The sequence below is a fragment of the Niastella vici genome (assembly GCF_002077945.1).
Classification (GTDB): Bacteria; Bacteroidota; Bacteroidia; order Chitinophagales; family Chitinophagaceae; genus Niastella; species Niastella vici.
Map to the genome: position 1 here is coordinate 112,377 of NZ_LVYD01000043.1, position 18,925 is coordinate 131,301.

Here is an 18,925-nt window from a genome sequence, read left to right on the forward strand (position 1 = left end):
ACAGCCTTCATGGTGTGCAAGCGCACGCCAATGTGGTGCAAATGCACGCCAATTCATTTTAAACGAATAAAATGAGCAACAACAACGAACACCTTGCCCATATCCTTAAGCAGATCGAGGGTATTCTTGACCGCGGGGCCAGCAGCGAGTGGTCGACCTATGACTTTGAAAAACTGTCCGATGCGATCTATGATCGTACGCAGGTACGCCTGAGTGTGACTACCCTCAAACGCATTTTTGGCCGGCTGAAATACGATAGCGCACCAACATTGGCTACCCTCAATACCCTGGCACAATTCGCCGGGTTTAATGATTGGCAGCATTTCAAACAAAATACAGTCAAACCGGTTGAACAGGAAAAGATGGTTGTTGAGGCGATGCCGGCATCGCAGCGGAAATCGAAACGGTTTATGCTGGGGCTTGCAGGCATACTGGTTTTGGTTGCCGTCGTGTTTGTCGTTTTCCTTTCTGCGGGGCGGCGCACTAAATTATACGACCCCGCTCAGTTCGATTTCAGTGCCAACAAAATAATGACTGAAGGGGTGCCCAATTCCGTGATATTTCATTACACCGCCAGGCAAAAACCAGATTCTTTATTTATAGTGCAAACCTGGGATATTACCCGCAAAACATTGGTGCCAGCTGATAAACACGAGCATTCTGCCATTTATTATTATCCCGGCTACTTCAAGGCCAAACTCATTGCCGATGGCCAAATTGTAAAAACGCACGAACTGTGGATCACCACCGGTGGCTGGTTGTGCCTGCTCGAGGAGCAGCCGGTTCCGGTTTATTTTAAAAAAGAGCAGTGTTTGCAAAACGGAATTGTTGAAGTAACCGATTCCATGTTGAGCGCACATCAGCAGGTATCACAGACGCCAAAGCTGCGTTTTTTTAACCAGCAGGATCTCGGGGAACTGATGAATGACAATTTCACCTTCGAAACCATGGTGAAAAACAACTTTGACGATGGCGCCAATGCCTGTCACAAAACCCAGGTGCTTATTCAATGCAAGAATGATATCATCATTATACCACTGGCTGCCCAATCCTGTGTAGGTGACCTGTCGCTATACTTTTGTGGATGGCAGGCCGAGAGTAAAACGGCTGATCTGTCGGCGTTTGGCTGCGATCTTACTCAATGGACATCGTTGCGGGTTGAAACAGTCAATAAAACAGCTACGATCTATGTCAATAACAAAAAGGCCAGTACGTTTACGTTTCCCAATAAGCCAACCGGTATTGTTGGTGTGCAATACAGATTCAATGGGGCCGCTGCTGTGAAAGAAACCCGGTTTACTGCGGGCGGGAAATTGTATGAACTGAAGTAAAAACAGCGGGGCCGTTAACAAAGTCCCGTTGCCAATACTTGCTACTGCTGCTGATACGTCAAATGAAAACTGCCTGGCCTGGGGTCTTTCTGGAACCGCAATTAGGCAGATCGAAATTTGCAATCATCTATCTGGTAACAGGTATTGTTGCCAGTATTACAAGTTTGTGGTGGCATACCGCAACGGTGAGCGTAGGTGCTTCAGGCGCCATCTTCGGTTTGTACGGGGTTTTATTAGCGTAAGGCGCTCCCAAAAGAGTTAAGCAAAGCATTACTGGCAAGTACTTTATTTTTTGTTGGTTACAATCTGATCATGGGGCTTGCCGGTGGTATTGACAATGCAGCCCATCTTGGCGGATTGATAAGCGGATTTATTATCGGGATTGTTTTGTCGACACAGCTTAAAAGCGACCGGGAATATGAACCCGTTGAAGAAAAGGCGGGCTAAGATCTTTCAACAGTTTAAGCAACCAATTTTCAAAGAGCTTGATTACATTCGTCAATAAAATAATAAAGCAAGTGAAAGTTAGGATGTCATTTGATATTTCTTCGGAGTCGAAAGTATACGCTATTATGGATCCAATAAGAGAAAAGCTGCAGCGCTTCTTTGCAGAAAAAAGCTATGGAAATGGTTTGGTTGAAATATTTATTGTTTTTACCTGTCGCCCAGGGAACTTTAAAGTAAGAAAGCGCTTTGATAAAGCGATACGTGTGCTGTCTTATGATGTGATCACCAGTTTTGAAGATGTAGTGGCGCTTCCTGTTACGGAAATGAAAAGGATGCTGATCGAAGCGTTAAATGGGTCTGTTGAAGTGATCCTGGGTTATCATAAAAAAATAAATGATTTTGACTTTGACAGCTTTGAGAAGCATTGGGACATTTTTTTTGAAGAGTTAAATTAATGGTGGGCTCCTATAGTTCATCCTTTACCGTATTCTTTACTGCCATGCCTGGCTTCTTCCTGTAATCCCCATAAATACAACTAAAGTTGTATTGCTGCAACTGTTTGATGTTAATACATTCGTGTTAACAAACCAATCAATTCTATTAAGGCCATCGGATCGGAAAGGTAATATCCGCAGGAATATTGCAAGGCAATTATTGTCTCAATAATAATCAATATAACCATTAATCAATTTTGTATGGCACATGTACGAACAAAGTATATAGTGTATAATCACAGTGGTGGCGGCGTACGGCATCACCATTTTACTTCTTCCAACAATATTACGGCAGAAACAAACGACAATTATCCGGGCACTACAAACAGCAGCCCGGGAAGCCACACGGCTAACGGCTGGCCATCATTGCCATTTGGCGGTTTCAATTTGCCATTTGCATTTATGTCGGTGCATGGCACTGCCGATGGCAACCTACTGTATACTTCTTCAGGTAATCGAACCTTTCCCGTAGGCTCATCCGATGTAGATGTATTGGTAGTATACGCTCCCCAGGGCGGCATAGGAGGCCCCGGTGGGCCTGGTGTTTGGGTTGATGCATTTAATGTTGATACCGGCGATTTCTCTGACGATCTTCACTTTATTACCATCTTAACCCCGCCCACGCCACCAGATAATGTTGATACGGCCAAAACAACATTTGCCAACCAGGAAGGTGAAGTGTCTTCTCTTGCTGCTGAACATATCAGGGCCAGCGCAACAATTGATGGCGGTGTTCCTTTTGTGGAATGGAAAAGGATCATACCGGTTGAAACCATTTCAACGGATGCCGATTTTAACCTGGCGCAGAATGAAACCGGTGAGATCTGGTTTGCTTTTTATCAGCGAATACCACCATCACGCGATATCGTGTCGATTATTGAGAGGATCGAATATTCCTTAGGAAAATGGGTAATAGATGATTACTGCGGAACGCCCTGGCCTCACCCGGTTGGTCCTCCAGGCCCTGCATTCCGGATCAATATTGATGACAGAATTCTCAAAACACTTCCGCCCGAACAACAGAAAATGCTGAAAGCCTATATGGATGAATATCCTGCGGTCGCTCAGTCAGCATATAATCAAATGAAAAATGCAACAGGTATTCTTAAGAACGTAGCTTCTGTTTTAACAAAAGCAAATGTTGGTAAATAGTTTTTTGGGATAGTATCATAAAAGCATCCTCCTGGTTTCCGGGAGGATGCTTTTTTATGCAGGGTTGTTGAATAAAAGAATGAATAGGAAGCATATGGAACAGGATGCGGTCCTTCAAAAAAGAACTAATTTTGCGGCCTTGAAATCAAATTGTCAATGAGTAAACAAGTTGTCAAAGTGAAGTATAACACCAGTTATCCTTCCATTGAAGACCTGCGCGACAAGGCCAGGCGCAAGATCCCAAAATTTGCCTTTGAATACCTCGATGGGGGCTGTAATGAAGATGTGAACCTGCATAAGAACACGGCAGAGATCAGGGAAGTGGAATTAGCCCCCTATTACCTGAGCAAACACAAGGGGTCGAGCCTGCAAACCGAATTGTTCGGCCACGTATACGACGCCCCTTTTGGCATTGCGCCCGTTGGCTTACAGGGCCTTATTTGGCCCAATTCGCCCCAAATACTTGCCAAAGCCGCCCTTGACCACAATATTCCCTTTATACTCAGTACAGTTACTACGGCCGATATTGAAACCATCAGCAAAATAACCGAGGGCCGGGCCTGGTACCAGCTGTACCACCCCGCCGAAAATGAAGTGCGCGACGATATCTTAAAGCGGCTTGAAGCCGCTCAGTATCCAGTACTGGTGCTGCTGAGCGATGTGCCTTCGTTCGGGTTCAGACCAAGGGATATCCGCAATGGACTGGCCATGCCGCCCCGGATGACCCTGAGGAATATCCTCCAGATCATGGGCCGGCCCGAATGGGCGTTGAAAACCCTGAAGTACGGTACGCCCAATTTTGCCACGCTGAAGCCCTATATGCCAAAGGGATTAAATATGAAACAGCTGGGACTGTTCATGAACCGCACCTTTGCAGGACGGCTGAATGCAGAAAAAATAGCGCCCATCCGCGATAAATGGAAAGGAAAGATCGTAGTGAAAGGAATTGCCACCGAGGCCGATACCGAAATGTGCATCAGGCTGGGTGTGGATGGTATTATTGTGTCGAACCATGGCGGCAGACAGCTCGATGCCGGGCAGTCGGCCATAAAATCGATGCACCCCATCATCGATAAGTATAAAGGAAAATTAAAGATCATGATGGACAGTGGCCTGCGTTCGGGCCCCGATGTGGCGCGGGTAATGGCCAGCGGCGCCGATTTTACCTTTATGGGCCGTTCGTTTATGTACAGCGTGGCTGCACTGGGCGACGAAGGCGGCGACCATGTGATCGCCATGCTGAAAACCCAGTTACAGCAGGTAATGGAACAGGTTTGTTGTGAGAACATCTTTGACCTGCCGAAGCATATTATCAAATAGCATTCTATCGGTTATAAAAGAGAGTGAGCCCTGTTCGCCCGTTGGCGGATAGGGCTTTTTGTTTCATTCAGCCTTCAATTCCGGCTGTTCATATAAAAAAATGCACCATTTATAATCGCATTTTATATTTTCAGTACTTAGCCCTTAAGAATATGAAAAATATTTTACTGATATCCGTCCTGCTTATTTATACCGCCACCGGTTTAATGGCGCAGGCCAATACGCCACTTGTTTATACTATCGATCTTACAACAGTAAAGAACGACAAACTCCAGGTGTCGTTAAATGTTCCACCGTTATCAAAGAAAAACCTGGTGTTTGCCTTCCCAAAAATTATTCCCGGCACTTATAACATCAGTGATTTTGGAAAATTTGTAAGCGAGCTGCATGCATGGGATAGAACCGGTAAAAAATTGGCGGTTCAACATTTAACAAAAGATACCTGGACGATCTCAAACGCCGCAAACCTGCGGAAGATAACCTACAGTGTTGAAGATATTTTTGATACCCGGCAAAAGCATATCATCTATCCAATGGCCGCTACCAATTTTGAAGCGGGGCAGGATTATGTGTTGAATTTGCCGGGCGTTGTTGGCTTTTTTGAAGGGTTTGAAGGGTTGCCTGTTCATATAAATTTCAAAAAGCCGCTTTCATTTTATGCTTCTACCGCCGCCATACCGGTGAGAACTGGCGAAACGGAAGATGAATTTGCATATAACAGTATTCATGAAGCATATGACCAGCCGCTTATGTACAACCTGCCCGATACGGCAACGGTACAGGCGGGCATTTGTTCGGTGCTGGTTTCGGTATATTCTCCCAATAAACTGGTAAAGGCCTCGTCGGTTGCTGGATGGTTGTCAACAATGCTGCATGCCACGCTTGATTATTTGAACGGAAAGCTGCTTGTTGATAAATATGCCTTTATTTATTATTTCAAACCTGAATCGGCTAAGCATACCTTTCCGCCAAATCTTACGGGCGCCTTGGAACATACGACCTCTTCTTTTTATTATGTGAAGGTAAAACCTGAGCAGGAATTGAAGCAATCGATTATCGACATGTCATCACATGAATTCCTGCACATTATTACGCCGCTCACCATTGCTTCCAAAGAAGTAAAATTATTTAACTACCTGCAGCCCCACCTTTCCAAACATTTATGGTTGTATGAAGGCGTAACAGAGTATACGGCTCACCATATACAGGTGAAGGGAGAATTGATCACACCGCAGGAGTTCTATGACATACTTACCGAAAAAATTGCTACCTCGCGCAAGTTATTAAATGATAGCTTATCATTTACCGATCTCAGTAAAGAAAGCGCCGGCAGGTATGCTTCCCAGTTTTTAAATGTATACCTGAAAGGCGCTATGATAGGCGCCTGCCTCGATATATACCTGCTTCATTTGTCAAAAGGAACGTATGGTCTTAAAAACCTTGTGCACGAGCTGGGTGTCAAATACGGCCGGGAACGTTTTTTTAATGATGACCAGCTTTTTGAAACCATTGTGCAGATGACCTACCCGGAGATCGGGCAATTTTTTACCGATTATGTGGCAGGCGCCAGGCCCATACCGTATGAGTATTTTTTTGATTTGGCAGGAGTTGAATATTTGCCAAAAGAACACCTGATGAGGCCCAAAAAAAATCCTACGCCGGAAGAATTGGTTGTTTTCAACAGGTGGTTGAAGAAGGATGCGGGTGAATAAGAAAGGGACCGTATGCACGGCCCCGTTCATTATTTTAATCCTGCCAGTTATTTTTCAGGTAAAACCCAAGATAGATATCTATCAGGTGCACGCCGCCATAGTTGGGATAGGCTGCCAGCATTTTGGACTTATAGGCAGCCTTTGTGTTGGTGGTTGCCAGTATCTTGTCAACAACATCGAGGTATTTCAGGTCTTCATCAATAACCGAACGGTCAGTTGGCTTTCCGTGACCGGGTAAGATGAGGGTATATTGGGATTCGTTTTTAATTTGCTGGAGTGCTTTCCGCCAGCCGAGGGTACTGCCCGAGATAAACAAATGGATCTTGTTGTAAGCTATATCCTGGGCAATATAGGCCTTTACCTCAGGGATCTTGATGATAAGGGATACTGCCGCTTCGTTGTCGGTAGACTTTTCAAAGAGAAAGGTTACCCCATCTATGGTCTCTTTACCTTCTTGCTGTACATGCGTAGGCGTTTTAAGTGTTTTTGCGATGATAGCGCCAAATTGCTCCTGTCTTTGTTTTAAGGTTTCCAAACCTGTTTTCTCAATACCGGTCTTTGTTTCTTCCAGTGCGTATACTTCTGCATTAGGGAATGCATCGCCAAAGCCAATGTAGTGATCGGGATGGTCATGTGAAATATAAAACCGGGTAACCGGTTTCTTCAGGCTGTCGGTGAAAGCTTTTAGTTGCCAGGCATAGGGAGCAAAGAACTGTCCGTCTACGACGATCAGTTCATGCGGCAACTCAATAACATGACTGGTATTGGCGAACATGTCATCGGGCGCAACAAGGGTATGGATGGTTACGTTCTTTGATTTTGCTGCCAGCACGATCGATGCTTTGGGTAATTCCTGGGCTATGGCCTGGGTCAGTAATGTTTGAACGAAAGCAAAGGCTACCATGATCTTTTTCATGTTTTTAATATTTGGGTATTTAGTTACTTTTGTATACTAAAGGTAGAAGTAGCCTGTAAGTCTACCAAGATGGCACTTTTTCGTCATTTGGTTACTAAAAGGATACTATTATTGAAAACTAACTTTGTAGCATGAAAAAAAATCTGGAAATATTTTCAAATTCGCCAACCTGCCCCATAAGAAATGTCTTTGATCGCTTTGGCGACAAGTGGTCGGTACTGGTTTTAATGGTGTTGGGCACCCATGGTGGATTGATGCGTTTTGGTGAATTAAAAGAAGTGATTGATGATATTACGCAAAAGATGCTGACTGTTACGTTGCGTACGCTGGAGGCAGATGGCCTGGTGGCGCGGAAATATTACCAGGAGATACCCCCACGGGTAGAATATCAATTGACTGATCTGGGTAAGGACCTGGTACCACATATTGAAAATTTGGCAAACTGGGCCAGTAAGCATGTAGACCAGATCCTGAGATCAAGAAAGCGATTTGAGAAAAAGGTGGCCAGTAAAGATTAGAAATAATTTATAAGTGACGTATTGAGGTTAAATTGTTGGAAAAAAGGGCGGCAATGCCTTTTGATCTGGAAAAAGGCTGTCAGGGATAGCCTTTTTTTATTGTATGTTCACCTGCTTTGTATTAATTATTGATTAGTATAATACTAATGGCGTTTAAGGTAAGCGAAAATATTTTATGCAGGTTGTTATCTTCTTATTACTTCCCCATCAACAAAGCATTAACTCTATGGCATACAATTTGCCAAATGCAGGCGCGCATTAACTTTGTGCTGTAAACGAAAAAGAAAGATTGTTTGCCTTCCATAGTAACAATAAACGTTAATATATGAGCAAGACAAACATCCGCATCAACCATTTAATCAAAGCAGTATTATTTGTAGCTGCAGTAACCTTCACTTCATTTGTATATGCCACGCCTGGTCATGATGGCGATAAAACAAAAGCAGCGCAAATGGAAGTTAGCATGGCGGGTGCTACCGATGGGGAAATACTGGTTGATGTGAAAGTATCCATTTCAGATGCGAAACGACTGGTACTGGTTATTGAGAACGAACGTGGCGACGAATTATTCAGGAAGGAAATCGATAAAGCAGGCTTTCATTCAAGATTAAGATTTCTCAAAGAGAATAATATCGCCGAGTATACCATTAAATTGAAAGCAGGAATGAGATCAGTGGAGCAATATAAGATTGCAACAACATCGAGAGTGGTAGAAGATGTTACGATCTCGAAATTGTAAAGAATATTTCCAGCTTTTTTGATAACCTATAAGCGCCAAAGACCATTCCGGTTGGGATGGTCTTTTTTGTTATTGGGTATCGACTGCTGACCTTCACAGAATATTACAGTATATTGCTTACATGAAGGGGATAACTTTATTCTTTTGTTTAGGCCTTTCCTTTTCTGTTGCGGCGCAATCAGCCCGTCAAAAGAAAATAGATTCGGTTTGTAACCTGATAACAAAATACCTGAACGATAAGGCATACGATAGCCTGTACCAGTTAACAGGACATGTCTTCCGTACCAGGATATCAGCCAGTAGTTTCAAACGCATTGCTGAAGAGGCGTATCCTCCATTAGGAAAAGTGGAGAAAACGATTTTAAAAGGAAGTGCCGGAGAAACCACCTGGTATAAAATGTTTTTCCCCTCACAAACTTTAACCCTGATCATTAGTCTCGACGAGCAGGATAAGCTTGGATTTTTCAGGCTAAGAAAAGGGAAAGACAATGGCAAGGTTGCATCATCCAATCCCTTGCGAACGGATATAGATAGATTAGTAGAAGGAATAGCCCGCGCCTATATGGAACAGGAGAATACGGTAGGGCTCAGTATCGGAATTATGGTAGATGGAAAAGAATACTTTTATGGGTATGGCGAAACGGCCTTAGGAAACGGAAGGCTTCCACCATCTATCCGCTAATATTTACCAATTCAAGCGGTTCATTATGATGCCTTTCTTTAATTATGCCTATTCCGGGGGCATAGAATTTATACTCAATGGTGCCTTTTTCAAGATCACTCCACTCCTTTGTTTTCAAACAATCAAAGTAGGTATTAAAAGGTACCTGCACGGTGACTCCAATTGCTTCGATCTTTGCCTTATCCTCCGCAATACCTGCAGCAAATTCCTGCAGGTACGAAACTCCCTGCTTTAAGTCGGCAAGCATGATGATGCCTGCTACAGCATTATTTATACCAGCCTCCCAGGAACCTTCATGATCCCGTATGGTGCCATCCGGATTGTAATTGTCCGTTGCTTCACCCATGTACCAAACGTTACCTGCATCATCCTGGGCATACCAGTCGCGGGTAACTTCGTCTACGATCCCATTCAAAGAGGACGAATCTTTAATTACTGCAACATGAATGCCCATAATTACCTTGTTGGCATCGATGCGTTGTAATTCATCGTGCTCAAAACCATCGGCCGATTCGCCTTCAAATACATACCTTCTTCCGATAGTATTATAAGGGAAATATGTATTGTTTAGCAAAGTAGGGTTGGTGAAAACGGCTGAGTTAAAATTTATCTCTAATAGATTTTGTTCCGTTGTTACTGTTGATGCTTCCTGAATGGTATTATCAGGATTATTATTGTTAGTCAGGTCTTTTTTGCATGAAGTGGCAATAGTAAGACCGGCTATTAAAGCAGGAAAAACGATTTTTGCTTTCATGATTGTTGTTTTTAAGGAAATTATTATTCAAGGTGCACACCAATGTATATTCAAAAAACACACCAGGGGAAACTCAAAAAAACAACGGGACCGCCCTTCGCAGTCCCGTTCACTATTATGATATGTCTTGATCGGTTATTGTATCGATTTGGAAACAACCGGTGAAATGGCCTTTTGACCTTTGCGGCCGATCGCTATTACACGGAACCAGTGCCGCTTGTCAGAAGCCAGTCCCTTGAACTTGTGTTCACGGATGGAACTTTCTTCACTGACCCACACGGTATTGGGCCCCGGTAATTCGGTTGTATACTGATGTACATAAGCAACGGCGCTTGCTACTTTTTTAACGCGTACAATAGCCTCGCCGGGTGCACCCAGTTGAACATCCACTATTTCAATAGCAGTTGCAGGCGGAGTGGCTTGTCCATTAATAGCATCAAAGCCGCTGCTTAAGATCAATGCCTGGTCGCCTTTACTGGCGGCGATCACATATGCTGCCAGTTCTTCCAGTAATGCTATGGCAATGGCCTTCTTGTTGTTTTTAATGGCCACCCATTCTTTATCGCGGCTTTTGGCTTTTACAAGCGCCTCCTCTAATTCAGGAAGCACTTTTTCGAGGTCTGCCAAAGCTGCCGGCAGATTGGGGAACGCCGGATTGCCTTTCGATTTTTCAATAACACGTTTGATAAGCGTTACCAAATCGTGTTCGTTCTTAAACATAATGATACCTTTTTTCATGATAGAAAATTTTAAAAATTAAAAAATAAAGATTCAGGTCAGGCTACAAATCGAGCCCAACGTACCCTGTCCCGACGCGTCGGGATTTCATTGGCCAATGAAAGTGCATACAAATGAATCCCGGCATATCGGGATGCAGATGTTGGATCCTTCGTACTTTTTACAAAAAGGAAATCACATTGCGTTCATCGCATCCTGGTTTTCCCGATAGCCATCGGGATGAGCAGATGCAATGATTACTGATTGCAAGCTGCTAACTGTTTTGGGGAGCGGGAACGATAATGAACTTTGTCAATTGCAAGTACCCATCTGTTCGGTTATACATCATTGTTCATTTGTTCATAACAAATATAGGGTGGCGGAAAAGGAGTTTCCAGATATTGGCGACGCTTGGCAGTCTTTAAATAGAACTACTTATTGACTCATCAGGAAATTTCACTTTTAAACGAGCTCGAAAAACTGACATTTACTACGGTTATCTATACCTGACCGATTGACAATTCAAATATAAGTTAGCAAACACATTGAAAAACCTACCAACCCTACCAGTACCTGTTGTACCTCATTGATTATGAAGGAGAAAAAATTTAAAAATTAGGTAAAGAGTATAAATTTTTCTCCCTAAAAACTAACCATCGTCATGATATTTACTACGCTTATTCATGCCTGATCGATTGACAATTCAAATATAGGTTAGAAAACAAATTGATAAGGGTTATAACCGGTACCAGTACCCCTCCTAACGCAATGACTATCAGGAAGAAAAATTTTAAAAAAAGTTATAATCGGCACATTTATCTTCTTAACAAAATGAGTATCAGGAAGATGGTGTTTTAAAAAATGTATATAGTGATGTAAATTAATTAGTTATATATATGCGGGGATGTTTTCGAATGAGTAGTGCGCTGTAATGAAAAGCGCTGAGACTGCACTGCGATAACTATAGGCATAAACAGTTGCGGGTAGTAGTCCTGTAGGATCGCCGTAGGGGCCGTGTACAATAGTGAGGCCATTATACTACCAGTTACGGACATTACCGGTATCATTACGCTACCATCTGCGCCAGCTATATTGTAAGAGTTTGTCATGGTGGTTGTTTTATGATCACAAAGCTGGTGTATTTGAGCGGAACGATTAGCCAAGATGTAGCCAACTTGGCTAAGATTTATTTTTGCAACAAGTCTTTAAAAATTGCAACAAAAAAGGCATGGATGAAGTAGTTTATTACAGCAATGCATGACCGCCCATACGGAATTTTTCCGATATAATTTATCAATTGATAATAGCTATTTTAGCTGATCCTGGTCATCTAATTGATCTGGCTTACCTCAATTCCACCACATCGATCCTGAGGCTGAACCTGATCCCGGATCAAATAACTAAATGAAGTATTTTTAATGTCGCGAGTACGCATTTGTGTGAGTGATCAGCTATCTAAAATTGAACCTTTGAGCTAAGTGTTTGATGGTCAGGCTGGTTAAGTTTCAGGCAAGGCCAATTCGATTAAAAAGAAAGTCAATTCCTTTTAATTAAACTGGCTTTTGATTAAACGAAATGGTCATTCTCTTAAAAGAAAAACAGTTTTAATTAAAAAGAAAGTCAATTCCTTTTAATTCAAACAGCTTTTGATTAAACGAAATGGTCATTCTCTTAAAAGAAAAACAGTTTTAATTTAAACGAAAGTCAATTCCTTTTAATCCAAACAGCTTTTGATTAAACGAAATGGTCATTCTTAAAAAGAAAAACACTTTTAATTAAACGAAACGTTCATTCTTTTTAAAGCAAAACACATTTAATTAAATCGAAACGCTGTTCCGTTTAATCCCAAAGGCTCTTAATTCGTGAAATGAACTATTGCATTTAACTACGAAAAAGGCCCATCCCTTAATTTCCTAAGTTTGCAATAAGGCGATTTTAAAACCACAATGTTTATGAAATCCGAAAAACAAAAAATGCTCGCCGGGGAACTCTATAATGCTGCCGGAAATCCCTGCCGGGTAACAAGAAGTTTGGAAAAATAGGCGGTGGGCAACGGTGAATTATAATGTAATTTCCATCTTTAATTTAACCATGTAATGAAAACAATAGGCCTCATCGGCGGTACAAGCTGGGTATCCACGATCGATTATTACAAATTGATCAACCAATTGACAAATGAACAACTGGGCGGTGTGCATGCTGCCAAACTTATCCTTTATTCCCTGAACTTTGGCGAAATAAAAGCGCTGCTCGATGAGGATAACTGGGAACGCATAGCCGAAATTTATATAAGTGTAGCAACGGTATTAAAAGAAGCAGGTGCTGAATGTATCGCCCTTGCTGCCAATACACCCCATATGATTGCCGGTAAATTACAGCAAGCCGTGGACCTGCCGTTGATCCATATTGCGCAGGCAACCGCAAAAGCGATCAGCGAAACGGGCATCAAAAAAGTGGCTTTGCTCGGCACCCGGTTCGTTATGGAAAATACTTTTTATAGCGAGATACTTTCCCAACACGGTATCGAAACAATAGTTCCCGGCACACCCGACCGCACTTATATTAACAATTCTATTTTTTCCGAAATGGCCAAAGGCGTTTTTACGGCCGAAACAAAAGCTACCTACCTGGAACTGATCGACCGGCTCATCAGTAAAGGCGCCGAAGGCATAGTATTCGCCTGTACTGAAATTCCCATCCTGTTAAAGGATACAAATGTTCCCGTTAAAACCTTCGATACCACATTCATTCACGCCCTGGCTATAGTTGCATTTGCAATGGCGCATTAATTTTTGCTTAATAATTTTAGCTCGTTTTAATATTTTTTAGCAACTTAGCTGTGCAGAGATTAAACTGCACGCCTTTAAACTTATTGCTGCCTTTGTACAATGTTAATGACGATAACGAGCTGTTTGCTTTGGTGAAAAAAGATAATGAGCTGGCTTATACCGAGCTATACAACCGGTATTGGCAAAAATTGTATTTTGTTGCACACAAGCACCTGAAGAGTGACTCAGAAGCAAGGGAGATCGTACAGGAAGTATTTTTTACCATCTGGGCAAAGCGGCGTTCTTTAGCCATTGAATCGTTTCCCGCTTATATAGCTTCCATGGCCCGCTATGCCGTGTATGTAAGCCTCGCCCGCAAAAAACGACAGGCTGAAAAAATAAGCGAGGAAGCCATCCAACAGCAAACCCTTCCCGCTGCGCTTGCCGACCTCCTGGAAAATAAATGGCTGCTCGAAAAAATTTCCGCCTTATCAACTGCCCTGCCCGAAAAATGCCGCCTCGTTTTTATTAAAAATAAATTGCTCGACCAATCACTCTCCCAGGTGGCGGCCGACCTCGACATTTCCCAAAAAACCGCCGAAGCCCACCTTACCAAAGCATTGAAGATCATGAGGGATAAACTGGGCGATGTGGCCTTCTTCCTGATGCTGTAATTGTCCTGAGCGCGTGCCCGACCACTGGCGGGAAGCCGAAGAAAAAAAAGTTTGAAAGGACTAAGGGTAAATTGTTTGTTCAACACTCAATAGTGTATAAAACTTGCCATATGAGTGTTCCCGAGGAACAACTATTAGCCGCATTGGCCGAAAAATTCCTGGCCGGCACAGCTACTGACGAAGAACAGCAGCAGTTACACCAGCTGTACGACCAATGGACCGATGAAGAAGAAACCGTTGTTTCAAAAACGGAACATGCTGAAGAACTCCGCGCAGAGATCCTGCAGGCGTTGAAAGACCGCATCAACGGTCAGGCCAAAGTGGTCCCTTTTTATAAAAGAAAAGCCTGGCAATTGGTCGCCGCCGCTTCCCTTATTATTGTCGCCGGTGTTCTGCTCTTCTACTATCTTCAAACCGATTCTCATAAGAAGGAACTTGCATCGAAAGAAACCAAAGTTCCCGCAAATCAATCGCCGGTGCTGCCCGGTAAAGACAGGGCAACCTTAACCTTGTCCAATGGTACCGTCATCGATCTCGACAGCTCAGGCGCCGGCCTGCTGGCACAACAGGGAAATACCAACATCATAAACAAGGATGGAAAAATAATCTACGATCCTAATAAGAAGGGTAGCGGAGAGATCATCTATAATACCATCAGCACGCCCCGCGGTGGCCAATATCAATTAGTATTGCCCGATGGCTCTAAAGTGTGGTTGAATGCCACTTCCTCCTTAAAATTCCCGGTAGCCTTTACCGGCAACACCCGCACCGTTGAGCTCACCGGCGAAGGGTACTTCGAAGTGGCGAAAAACGCGACAAAACCGTTTTTCGTTAAAGTGAACGATGTGGAAATAAAAGTGCTGGGTACCCATTTCAATATAATGGCGTATAACGAGGAAGAGGCAATTAAAACTACCCTGCTCGAAGGCTCGGTGAATGTTACCACTCAATCAACTAAACAATCGGCAATCTTGAAGCCCGGCGAACAGGTTTCCGTATCCCAATCATCCCAATTATCCCAACCCATCCCGGTTCAGACAGAAGAGGTAGTGTCATGGACAAACGGAAAATTCTATTTCAATAATGCAGATATAAAAGTCATCATGCGCCAGATAGCCCGGTGGTATGATGTGGAGGTGGAATACCGGAATATTTCAGCAGAAACCCAGCTGGGCGGCGTGGTGTCCCGGAAAGAAGATATTAAACAATTGCTCAATTATTTTGAAATAGCAGGGAAAGTGCATTTTACCCTGGAAGGAAGAAAAATTATAGTCTCCAATAAAAACTAAACAGCCAAAAAAAACCGGAAGTGTAGCGAGCACCTCCGGCGAATGCTTTGGCCGTTTATTAGTCGATTCAGCAACCAATATTTACAAACCAAAAACTAAGCAAAAGTATGAAAGTTTTATTGTATGGCTATGCCCGCTGGTGGCGGGCTGGTAGCCATAGCCAAAAGCTTATGAGCATGAAACTAACGATTGCCTTGATGTTCTTAACAACTGTACAGGTGTATGCTGTGGGCTCTGATGCCCAAACAGTGTCCATCTCCAAAAAGAATCTCCCCCTGCAGGAGGTGTTCAAACAGATCAACCGGCAAACAGGCCTCGATTTTGTCTATGACATGAAAGTCGTTCAGCGCGCGGGAAAAGTTGACCTCGATGTAAAGAACATGGATGTGGGGGAAGTGCTGAAATTGTGTTTTGCCAACCTGCCATTCACTTACGTGCGGTTGGGCGAAACCATCGTTATCAAAGAAAAAGTGCCTGAAGTGTACAACGCGCCCCCTCCTCCGGCGCTTATTAAAATAAGAGGGACCATCAAAAGCGAAAAGGGCGAACCCCTGGCTGCCGTAACGGTTTCCAATAAAGCGCGGAGCATCAATGTTGCCAGCAATGAAAATGGTGAATTTACCATCGATGCTGAGCCGGGTGATGTGCTCGAATTCTCTTCTATTGGTTATGCTACACAACAGGTTAAGATCTCTTCTTCCACAGAAGTTATCAATATTTCCCTTGCCATAGCTATAGTTGAAGAACAACTGGTGGTAGTGGGATATGGCACCCAACGGCGCACTGATCTTACCGGTTCTGTAGCTACCCTTTCGGCTAAAGCCTATAAAGACCAGCCGGTAGTGAACGCTTCATCTGCCCTGCAGGGCCGGGTAGCGGGCGTAGCCGTTACCAATAATTCCGGTGCGCCGGGCGGTGGCGTTAAAATTCGCATTCGCGGCGCCAACTCCGTGAACGCCAGCAACGATCCCCTGTATGTAGTTGACGGTATTGCCCTCAGCAGCAACGGGCTCAGTGACATCAACGTCAACGATATTGAATCTATGGAAGTGCTCAAGGATGCTTCTGCTACTGCTGTATATGGTTCAAGAGGCGCCAATGGCGTAATTCTCATTACCACAAAAAGCGGCAAAAGCGGCAAGCCTAAAATTGAGTACAATGGTTTTGCCAGTTTTAACCGGCCCATGAAAAAATACAAATTGATGGATGCGGTAACGTATGCGAACGTTGCCAACCTCACGGCCGGGGCCACCGTATTTGCCGATCCGCAATCTTTCGCGGGGAAAACTACCGACTGGCAAAGTATGATCTTCGATAATTCGGTTACCCAAAGCCATCAGCTATCGGTAGCGGGCGGAACCGACAATGCAAAGTATTATGTATCGGGTTTTTATATAAACCAGGAAGGTTTATTGCAGAACAGCGGCCAGAAGAAGTTTGGTTTACGGTCGAACGTAGACCTGAAGCTGAGCAAGAAGCTGAATTTTGGTGTTAACATTTATGCAGGCCGCATTAATTCGCACAATAACGGCGATATCGGCGGCAAAGGAAACCCGGTTACAAGTGCGGTTACCTGGGCGCCAACAGAACCGGTATATGATGCGCCTGGCCAGTATAATCGCTTTGGCATCTCACCCATCTGGAGTAATCCGTACATGACCATTATGGAGCGCAACGGCGATAATTTTTCCAACGTGGGTATTTTCAATGGCAAATTGAAATACTCCATTACCGACTGGCTCACGCTGACGGTCAATGCCGGCCTCGATATGCAATTGTCGAAAGGGGCGTATGTAAATAATGACTGGATCAGTCCGGGTAATCATGGATCGGGACAAAGCTCTACGGAGAGATATACTTATCAAAACAGCAATGTGCTTACGTTCCATAAAACATTCGGTAAACACAGCCTCACCGGTACTGCCTTAATGGAAGCTACCTCCAATAAGTACTATACCTTCAGCGCATCAGGGAGCGGACTGGCTTCTTTATCGAACGGCTATTACAACCTGGGCCTGAACGCTTCACAAGGCATTTCGTCGGGCTACAGCAACTGGTCGTTGTTGTCGTACATGGGGCGTGCAGCATATAGTTATAATGATAAATACCTGTTGACCGCCACCATAAGAAGAGATGGCTCTTCCAAATTCCAGGGTAATAACAAGTGGGGTAATTTCCCTTCATTTAGCTTTGGTTGGAAATTATCCAATGAAAAATTCATCGATGACCTCGGCATTTTTTCCAATCTTAAATTAAGGGCCGGTTGGGGTGTTACCGGTAACCAGGCCGTAGACCCATACAGCACGCTTGGCCTGTTGACACCCGTTATTTATTCTTACGGAACCACAACCGCTTACCAGGGTTATACCCTGGGCAGCCCGGCCAACAAGGATGTAAAATGGGAAACCTCCAGGCAAACAAATATTGGGCTCGATGCAAGTGTATTAGGCAACAGGCTGAATGTAAGTGTGGATTATTATAATAAAAACACCACCGATCTGCTGCTGTATACCCGCATCGCCAATTATGATGGCGGCGGCACCTATCTCAAAAATATCGGTAAGGTGAATAATAAAGGTTTTGAAATAGTGATCGACGGAACACCCTATAAAAGCGGCAACTTTACCTGGAGTGCCTCGTTTAATGCTTCATTCAACCAGAATAAAGTGATGAGCCTCGGCCCAGACTCCATGCTGGAACGCCCGGTTACTGTAGGCGGGGGACTTATTACGAACAGTATACAGGTGGTAAAAGTGGGGCAGTCGCTCGGCGCTTTTTACCTCATTCCATGGGAAGGCGTTTACCAGGCCGATAAAGGAAATTATAAAGCCGGCGACGCTATGTACAGAGATGTGAACGGAAACAATTCTATTGGGTTTGAAGACAGGGTGATTGCAGGAAGCGCAACGCCAAAAATGCAATGGGGCTTTAATAACTCGGTGGCGTATAAAAACTTCGAGTTAAATGTTTTTATACAGGGATCGCATGGCAATAAAATATTCAATGCTACCTACGCCGCTACCGCTGTGCCTACCAGTGACGTAAAATTCATTACCCTGGCAGATGCAGCTAATTACTGGACGCCCTCCAATACCGGTTCTACCTGGGCAAACCCCGCCAGCAAAAATAAAAGCTGGGTCGAGAGTACCCAATTTTTGCAGGATGGAAGTTATGTGCGTTTAAAGAATGTAAGCCTTTCGTATGAGATAAGTCAGAAGTGGCTGAAGCTGGCAACAGCAAAGGTTTTTGTCAGCGCACAAAACCTGGCCACTATTACCAAATACAAAGGCTTTGACCCCGAAGCTACTTCTACCTACGCAAATAGTGATACCGATGCCGGTCTCGATGTAGGCGCTTATCCTTCTCCCAAAACAATTACCGTTGGTTTACAGGTGAAATTTTAAAAACTGAT

17 protein-coding genes are annotated in these 18,925 nt (G+C 43.8%); 14 read left to right on the forward strand and 3 right to left on the reverse strand.

The features are described 5' to 3' along the window. The first annotated feature begins 71 nt into the window (after nt 1–71). The 7 genes from A3860_RS13275 to A3860_RS13305 all read left to right on the forward strand — a co-directional run bounded on the left by A3860_RS13275 (nt 72) and on the right by A3860_RS13305 (nt 6,456). Nucleotides 72–1,331 carry a hypothetical protein gene (locus tag A3860_RS13275; protein WP_081147198.1) on the forward strand — a complete coding sequence of 420 codons (1,260 nt, stop codon included), beginning with the start codon at nt 72–74 and terminating at the stop codon, nt 1,329–1,331. 62 nt (nt 1,332–1,393) lie between these two features. Then, nucleotides 1,394–1,573: a rhomboid family intramembrane serine protease gene (locus A3860_RS42265; protein WP_081147199.1), complete on the forward strand. Its 180-nt coding sequence runs from the start codon at nt 1,394–1,396 to the stop codon at nt 1,571–1,573. A gap of 31 nt (nt 1,574–1,604) precedes the next feature. Then, on the forward strand, nt 1,605–1,778 hold the full coding sequence (locus A3860_RS42085; protein ID WP_262497303.1) for a rhomboid family intramembrane serine protease: 174 nt from the start codon (nt 1,605–1,607) through the stop codon (nt 1,776–1,778). A 71-nt stretch (nt 1,779–1,849) separates the two neighbouring features. Then, complete coding sequence (locus A3860_RS13290) at nt 1,850–2,233, forward strand: hypothetical protein (RefSeq protein WP_143774079.1); 384 nt, start codon at nt 1,850–1,852, stop codon at nt 2,231–2,233. Between the two features lie 240 nt (nt 2,234–2,473). Next, a complete protein-coding gene (locus A3860_RS13295; protein WP_081147202.1) occupies nt 2,474–3,424 on the forward strand; it encodes a hypothetical protein in 951 nt (316 codons plus the stop codon). 156 nt (nt 3,425–3,580) lie between these two features. Then, nucleotides 3,581–4,744 (forward strand): alpha-hydroxy acid oxidase, encoded by a 1,164-nt coding sequence (locus A3860_RS13300; protein ID WP_081147203.1) that lies wholly within the window; start codon nt 3,581–3,583, stop codon nt 4,742–4,744. 152 nt (nt 4,745–4,896) lie between these two features. Next, the gene (locus A3860_RS13305) at nt 4,897–6,456 is read left to right on the forward strand and encodes a M61 family metallopeptidase (protein ID WP_143774082.1); all 1,560 of its coding nucleotides are present in this window, start codon (nt 4,897–4,899) and stop codon (nt 6,454–6,456) included. Nucleotides 6,457–6,490: 34 nt separating this feature from the next. Here A3860_RS13305 and A3860_RS13310 read toward each other — a convergent pair whose 3' ends face one another. After that, nucleotides 6,491–7,372 (reverse strand): MBL fold metallo-hydrolase, encoded by an 882-nt coding sequence (locus A3860_RS13310; protein WP_081147205.1) that lies wholly within the window; start codon nt 7,370–7,372, stop codon nt 6,491–6,493. A gap of 131 nt (nt 7,373–7,503) precedes the next feature. Between A3860_RS13310 and A3860_RS13315 the strand changes: the two genes are divergently transcribed. The 3 genes from A3860_RS13315 (at nt 7,504) to A3860_RS13325 (ending at nt 9,311) form a co-directional block, all read left to right on the forward strand. Continuing rightward, nucleotides 7,504–7,890 (forward strand): winged helix-turn-helix transcriptional regulator, encoded by a 387-nt coding sequence (locus A3860_RS13315; protein WP_143774083.1) that lies wholly within the window; start codon nt 7,504–7,506, stop codon nt 7,888–7,890. A gap of 325 nt (nt 7,891–8,215) precedes the next feature. After that, nucleotides 8,216–8,629 (forward strand): hypothetical protein, encoded by a 414-nt coding sequence (locus tag A3860_RS13320; protein ID WP_081147206.1) that lies wholly within the window; start codon nt 8,216–8,218, stop codon nt 8,627–8,629. 121 nt (nt 8,630–8,750) lie between these two features. Continuing rightward, nucleotides 8,751–9,311 carry a hypothetical protein gene (locus A3860_RS13325; protein WP_081147207.1) on the forward strand — a complete coding sequence of 187 codons (561 nt, stop codon included), beginning with the start codon at nt 8,751–8,753 and terminating at the stop codon, nt 9,309–9,311. On the opposite strand, the gene A3860_RS13330 is transcribed toward A3860_RS13325, so the two are convergent. Further along, nucleotides 9,301–10,065, reverse strand: coding sequence for a hypothetical protein (locus A3860_RS13330; protein WP_081147208.1), 765 nt, complete (start codon nt 10,063–10,065; stop codon nt 9,301–9,303). The genes A3860_RS13325 and A3860_RS13330 overlap by 11 nt on opposite strands. Nucleotides 10,066–10,200: 135 nt before the next feature. Beyond that, nucleotides 10,201–10,803 carry a hypothetical protein gene (locus tag A3860_RS13335; protein ID WP_173820211.1) on the reverse strand — a complete coding sequence of 201 codons (603 nt, stop codon included), beginning with the start codon at nt 10,801–10,803 and terminating at the stop codon, nt 10,201–10,203. 2,075 nt (nt 10,804–12,878) lie between these two features. Here A3860_RS13335 and A3860_RS13340 point away from each other — a divergent pair. The 4 genes from A3860_RS13340 to A3860_RS13355 all read left to right on the forward strand — a co-directional run bounded on the left by A3860_RS13340 (nt 12,879) and on the right by A3860_RS13355 (nt 18,917). After that, nucleotides 12,879–13,571 (forward strand): aspartate/glutamate racemase family protein, encoded by a 693-nt coding sequence (locus A3860_RS13340; RefSeq protein WP_081147209.1) that lies wholly within the window; start codon nt 12,879–12,881, stop codon nt 13,569–13,571. Nucleotides 13,572–13,663: 92 nt separating this feature from the next. Beyond that, nucleotides 13,664–14,224, forward strand: a complete 561-nt coding sequence (locus A3860_RS13345; protein WP_216823432.1) for an RNA polymerase sigma factor — start codon at nt 13,664–13,666, stop codon at nt 14,222–14,224. Between the two features lie 110 nt (nt 14,225–14,334). Continuing rightward, nucleotides 14,335–15,513, forward strand: a complete 1,179-nt coding sequence (locus A3860_RS13350) for a FecR family protein (RefSeq protein WP_081147210.1) — start codon at nt 14,335–14,337, stop codon at nt 15,511–15,513. 107 nt (nt 15,514–15,620) lie between these two features. After that, the gene (locus tag A3860_RS13355; protein WP_081147211.1) at nt 15,621–18,917 is read left to right on the forward strand and encodes a TonB-dependent receptor; all 3,297 of its coding nucleotides are present in this window, start codon (nt 15,621–15,623) and stop codon (nt 18,915–18,917) included. Nucleotides 18,918–18,925: the final 8 nt, after the last annotated feature.

What these genes read in the sequence shown, in the direction of transcription:
- A3860_RS13275 (WP_081147198.1), top strand. Translation starts at nt 72, where the DNA reads ATGAGCAACAACAACGAACACCTTGCCCATATCCTTAAGCAGATCGAG.
- A3860_RS42265 (WP_081147199.1), top strand. Translation starts at nt 1,394, where the DNA reads ATGAAAACTGCCTGGCCTGGGGTCTTTCTGGAACCGCAATTAGGCAGA.
- A3860_RS13295 (WP_081147202.1), top strand. Translation starts at nt 2,474, where the DNA reads ATGGCACATGTACGAACAAAGTATATAGTGTATAATCACAGTGGTGGC.
- A3860_RS13300 (WP_081147203.1), top strand. Translation starts at nt 3,581, where the DNA reads ATGAGTAAACAAGTTGTCAAAGTGAAGTATAACACCAGTTATCCTTCC.
- A3860_RS13305 (WP_143774082.1), top strand. Translation starts at nt 4,897, where the DNA reads ATGAAAAATATTTTACTGATATCCGTCCTGCTTATTTATACCGCCACC.
- A3860_RS13310 (WP_081147205.1), bottom strand. Translation starts at nt 7,372, where the DNA reads ATGAAAAAGATCATGGTAGCCTTTGCTTTCGTTCAAACATTACTGACC.
- A3860_RS13315 (WP_143774083.1), top strand. Translation starts at nt 7,504, where the DNA reads ATGAAAAAAAATCTGGAAATATTTTCAAATTCGCCAACCTGCCCCATA.
- A3860_RS13320 (WP_081147206.1), top strand. Translation starts at nt 8,216, where the DNA reads ATGAGCAAGACAAACATCCGCATCAACCATTTAATCAAAGCAGTATTA.
- A3860_RS13325 (WP_081147207.1), top strand. Translation starts at nt 8,751, where the DNA reads ATGAAGGGGATAACTTTATTCTTTTGTTTAGGCCTTTCCTTTTCTGTT.
- A3860_RS13330 (WP_081147208.1), bottom strand. Translation starts at nt 10,065, where the DNA reads ATGAAAGCAAAAATCGTTTTTCCTGCTTTAATAGCCGGTCTTACTATT.
- A3860_RS13335 (WP_173820211.1), bottom strand. Translation starts at nt 10,803, where the DNA reads ATGAAAAAAGGTATCATTATGTTTAAGAACGAACACGATTTGGTAACG.
- A3860_RS13340 (WP_081147209.1), top strand. Translation starts at nt 12,879, where the DNA reads ATGAAAACAATAGGCCTCATCGGCGGTACAAGCTGGGTATCCACGATC.
- A3860_RS13350 (WP_081147210.1), top strand. Translation starts at nt 14,335, where the DNA reads ATGAGTGTTCCCGAGGAACAACTATTAGCCGCATTGGCCGAAAAATTC.
- A3860_RS13355 (WP_081147211.1), top strand. Translation starts at nt 15,621, where the DNA reads ATGAAAGTTTTATTGTATGGCTATGCCCGCTGGTGGCGGGCTGGTAGC.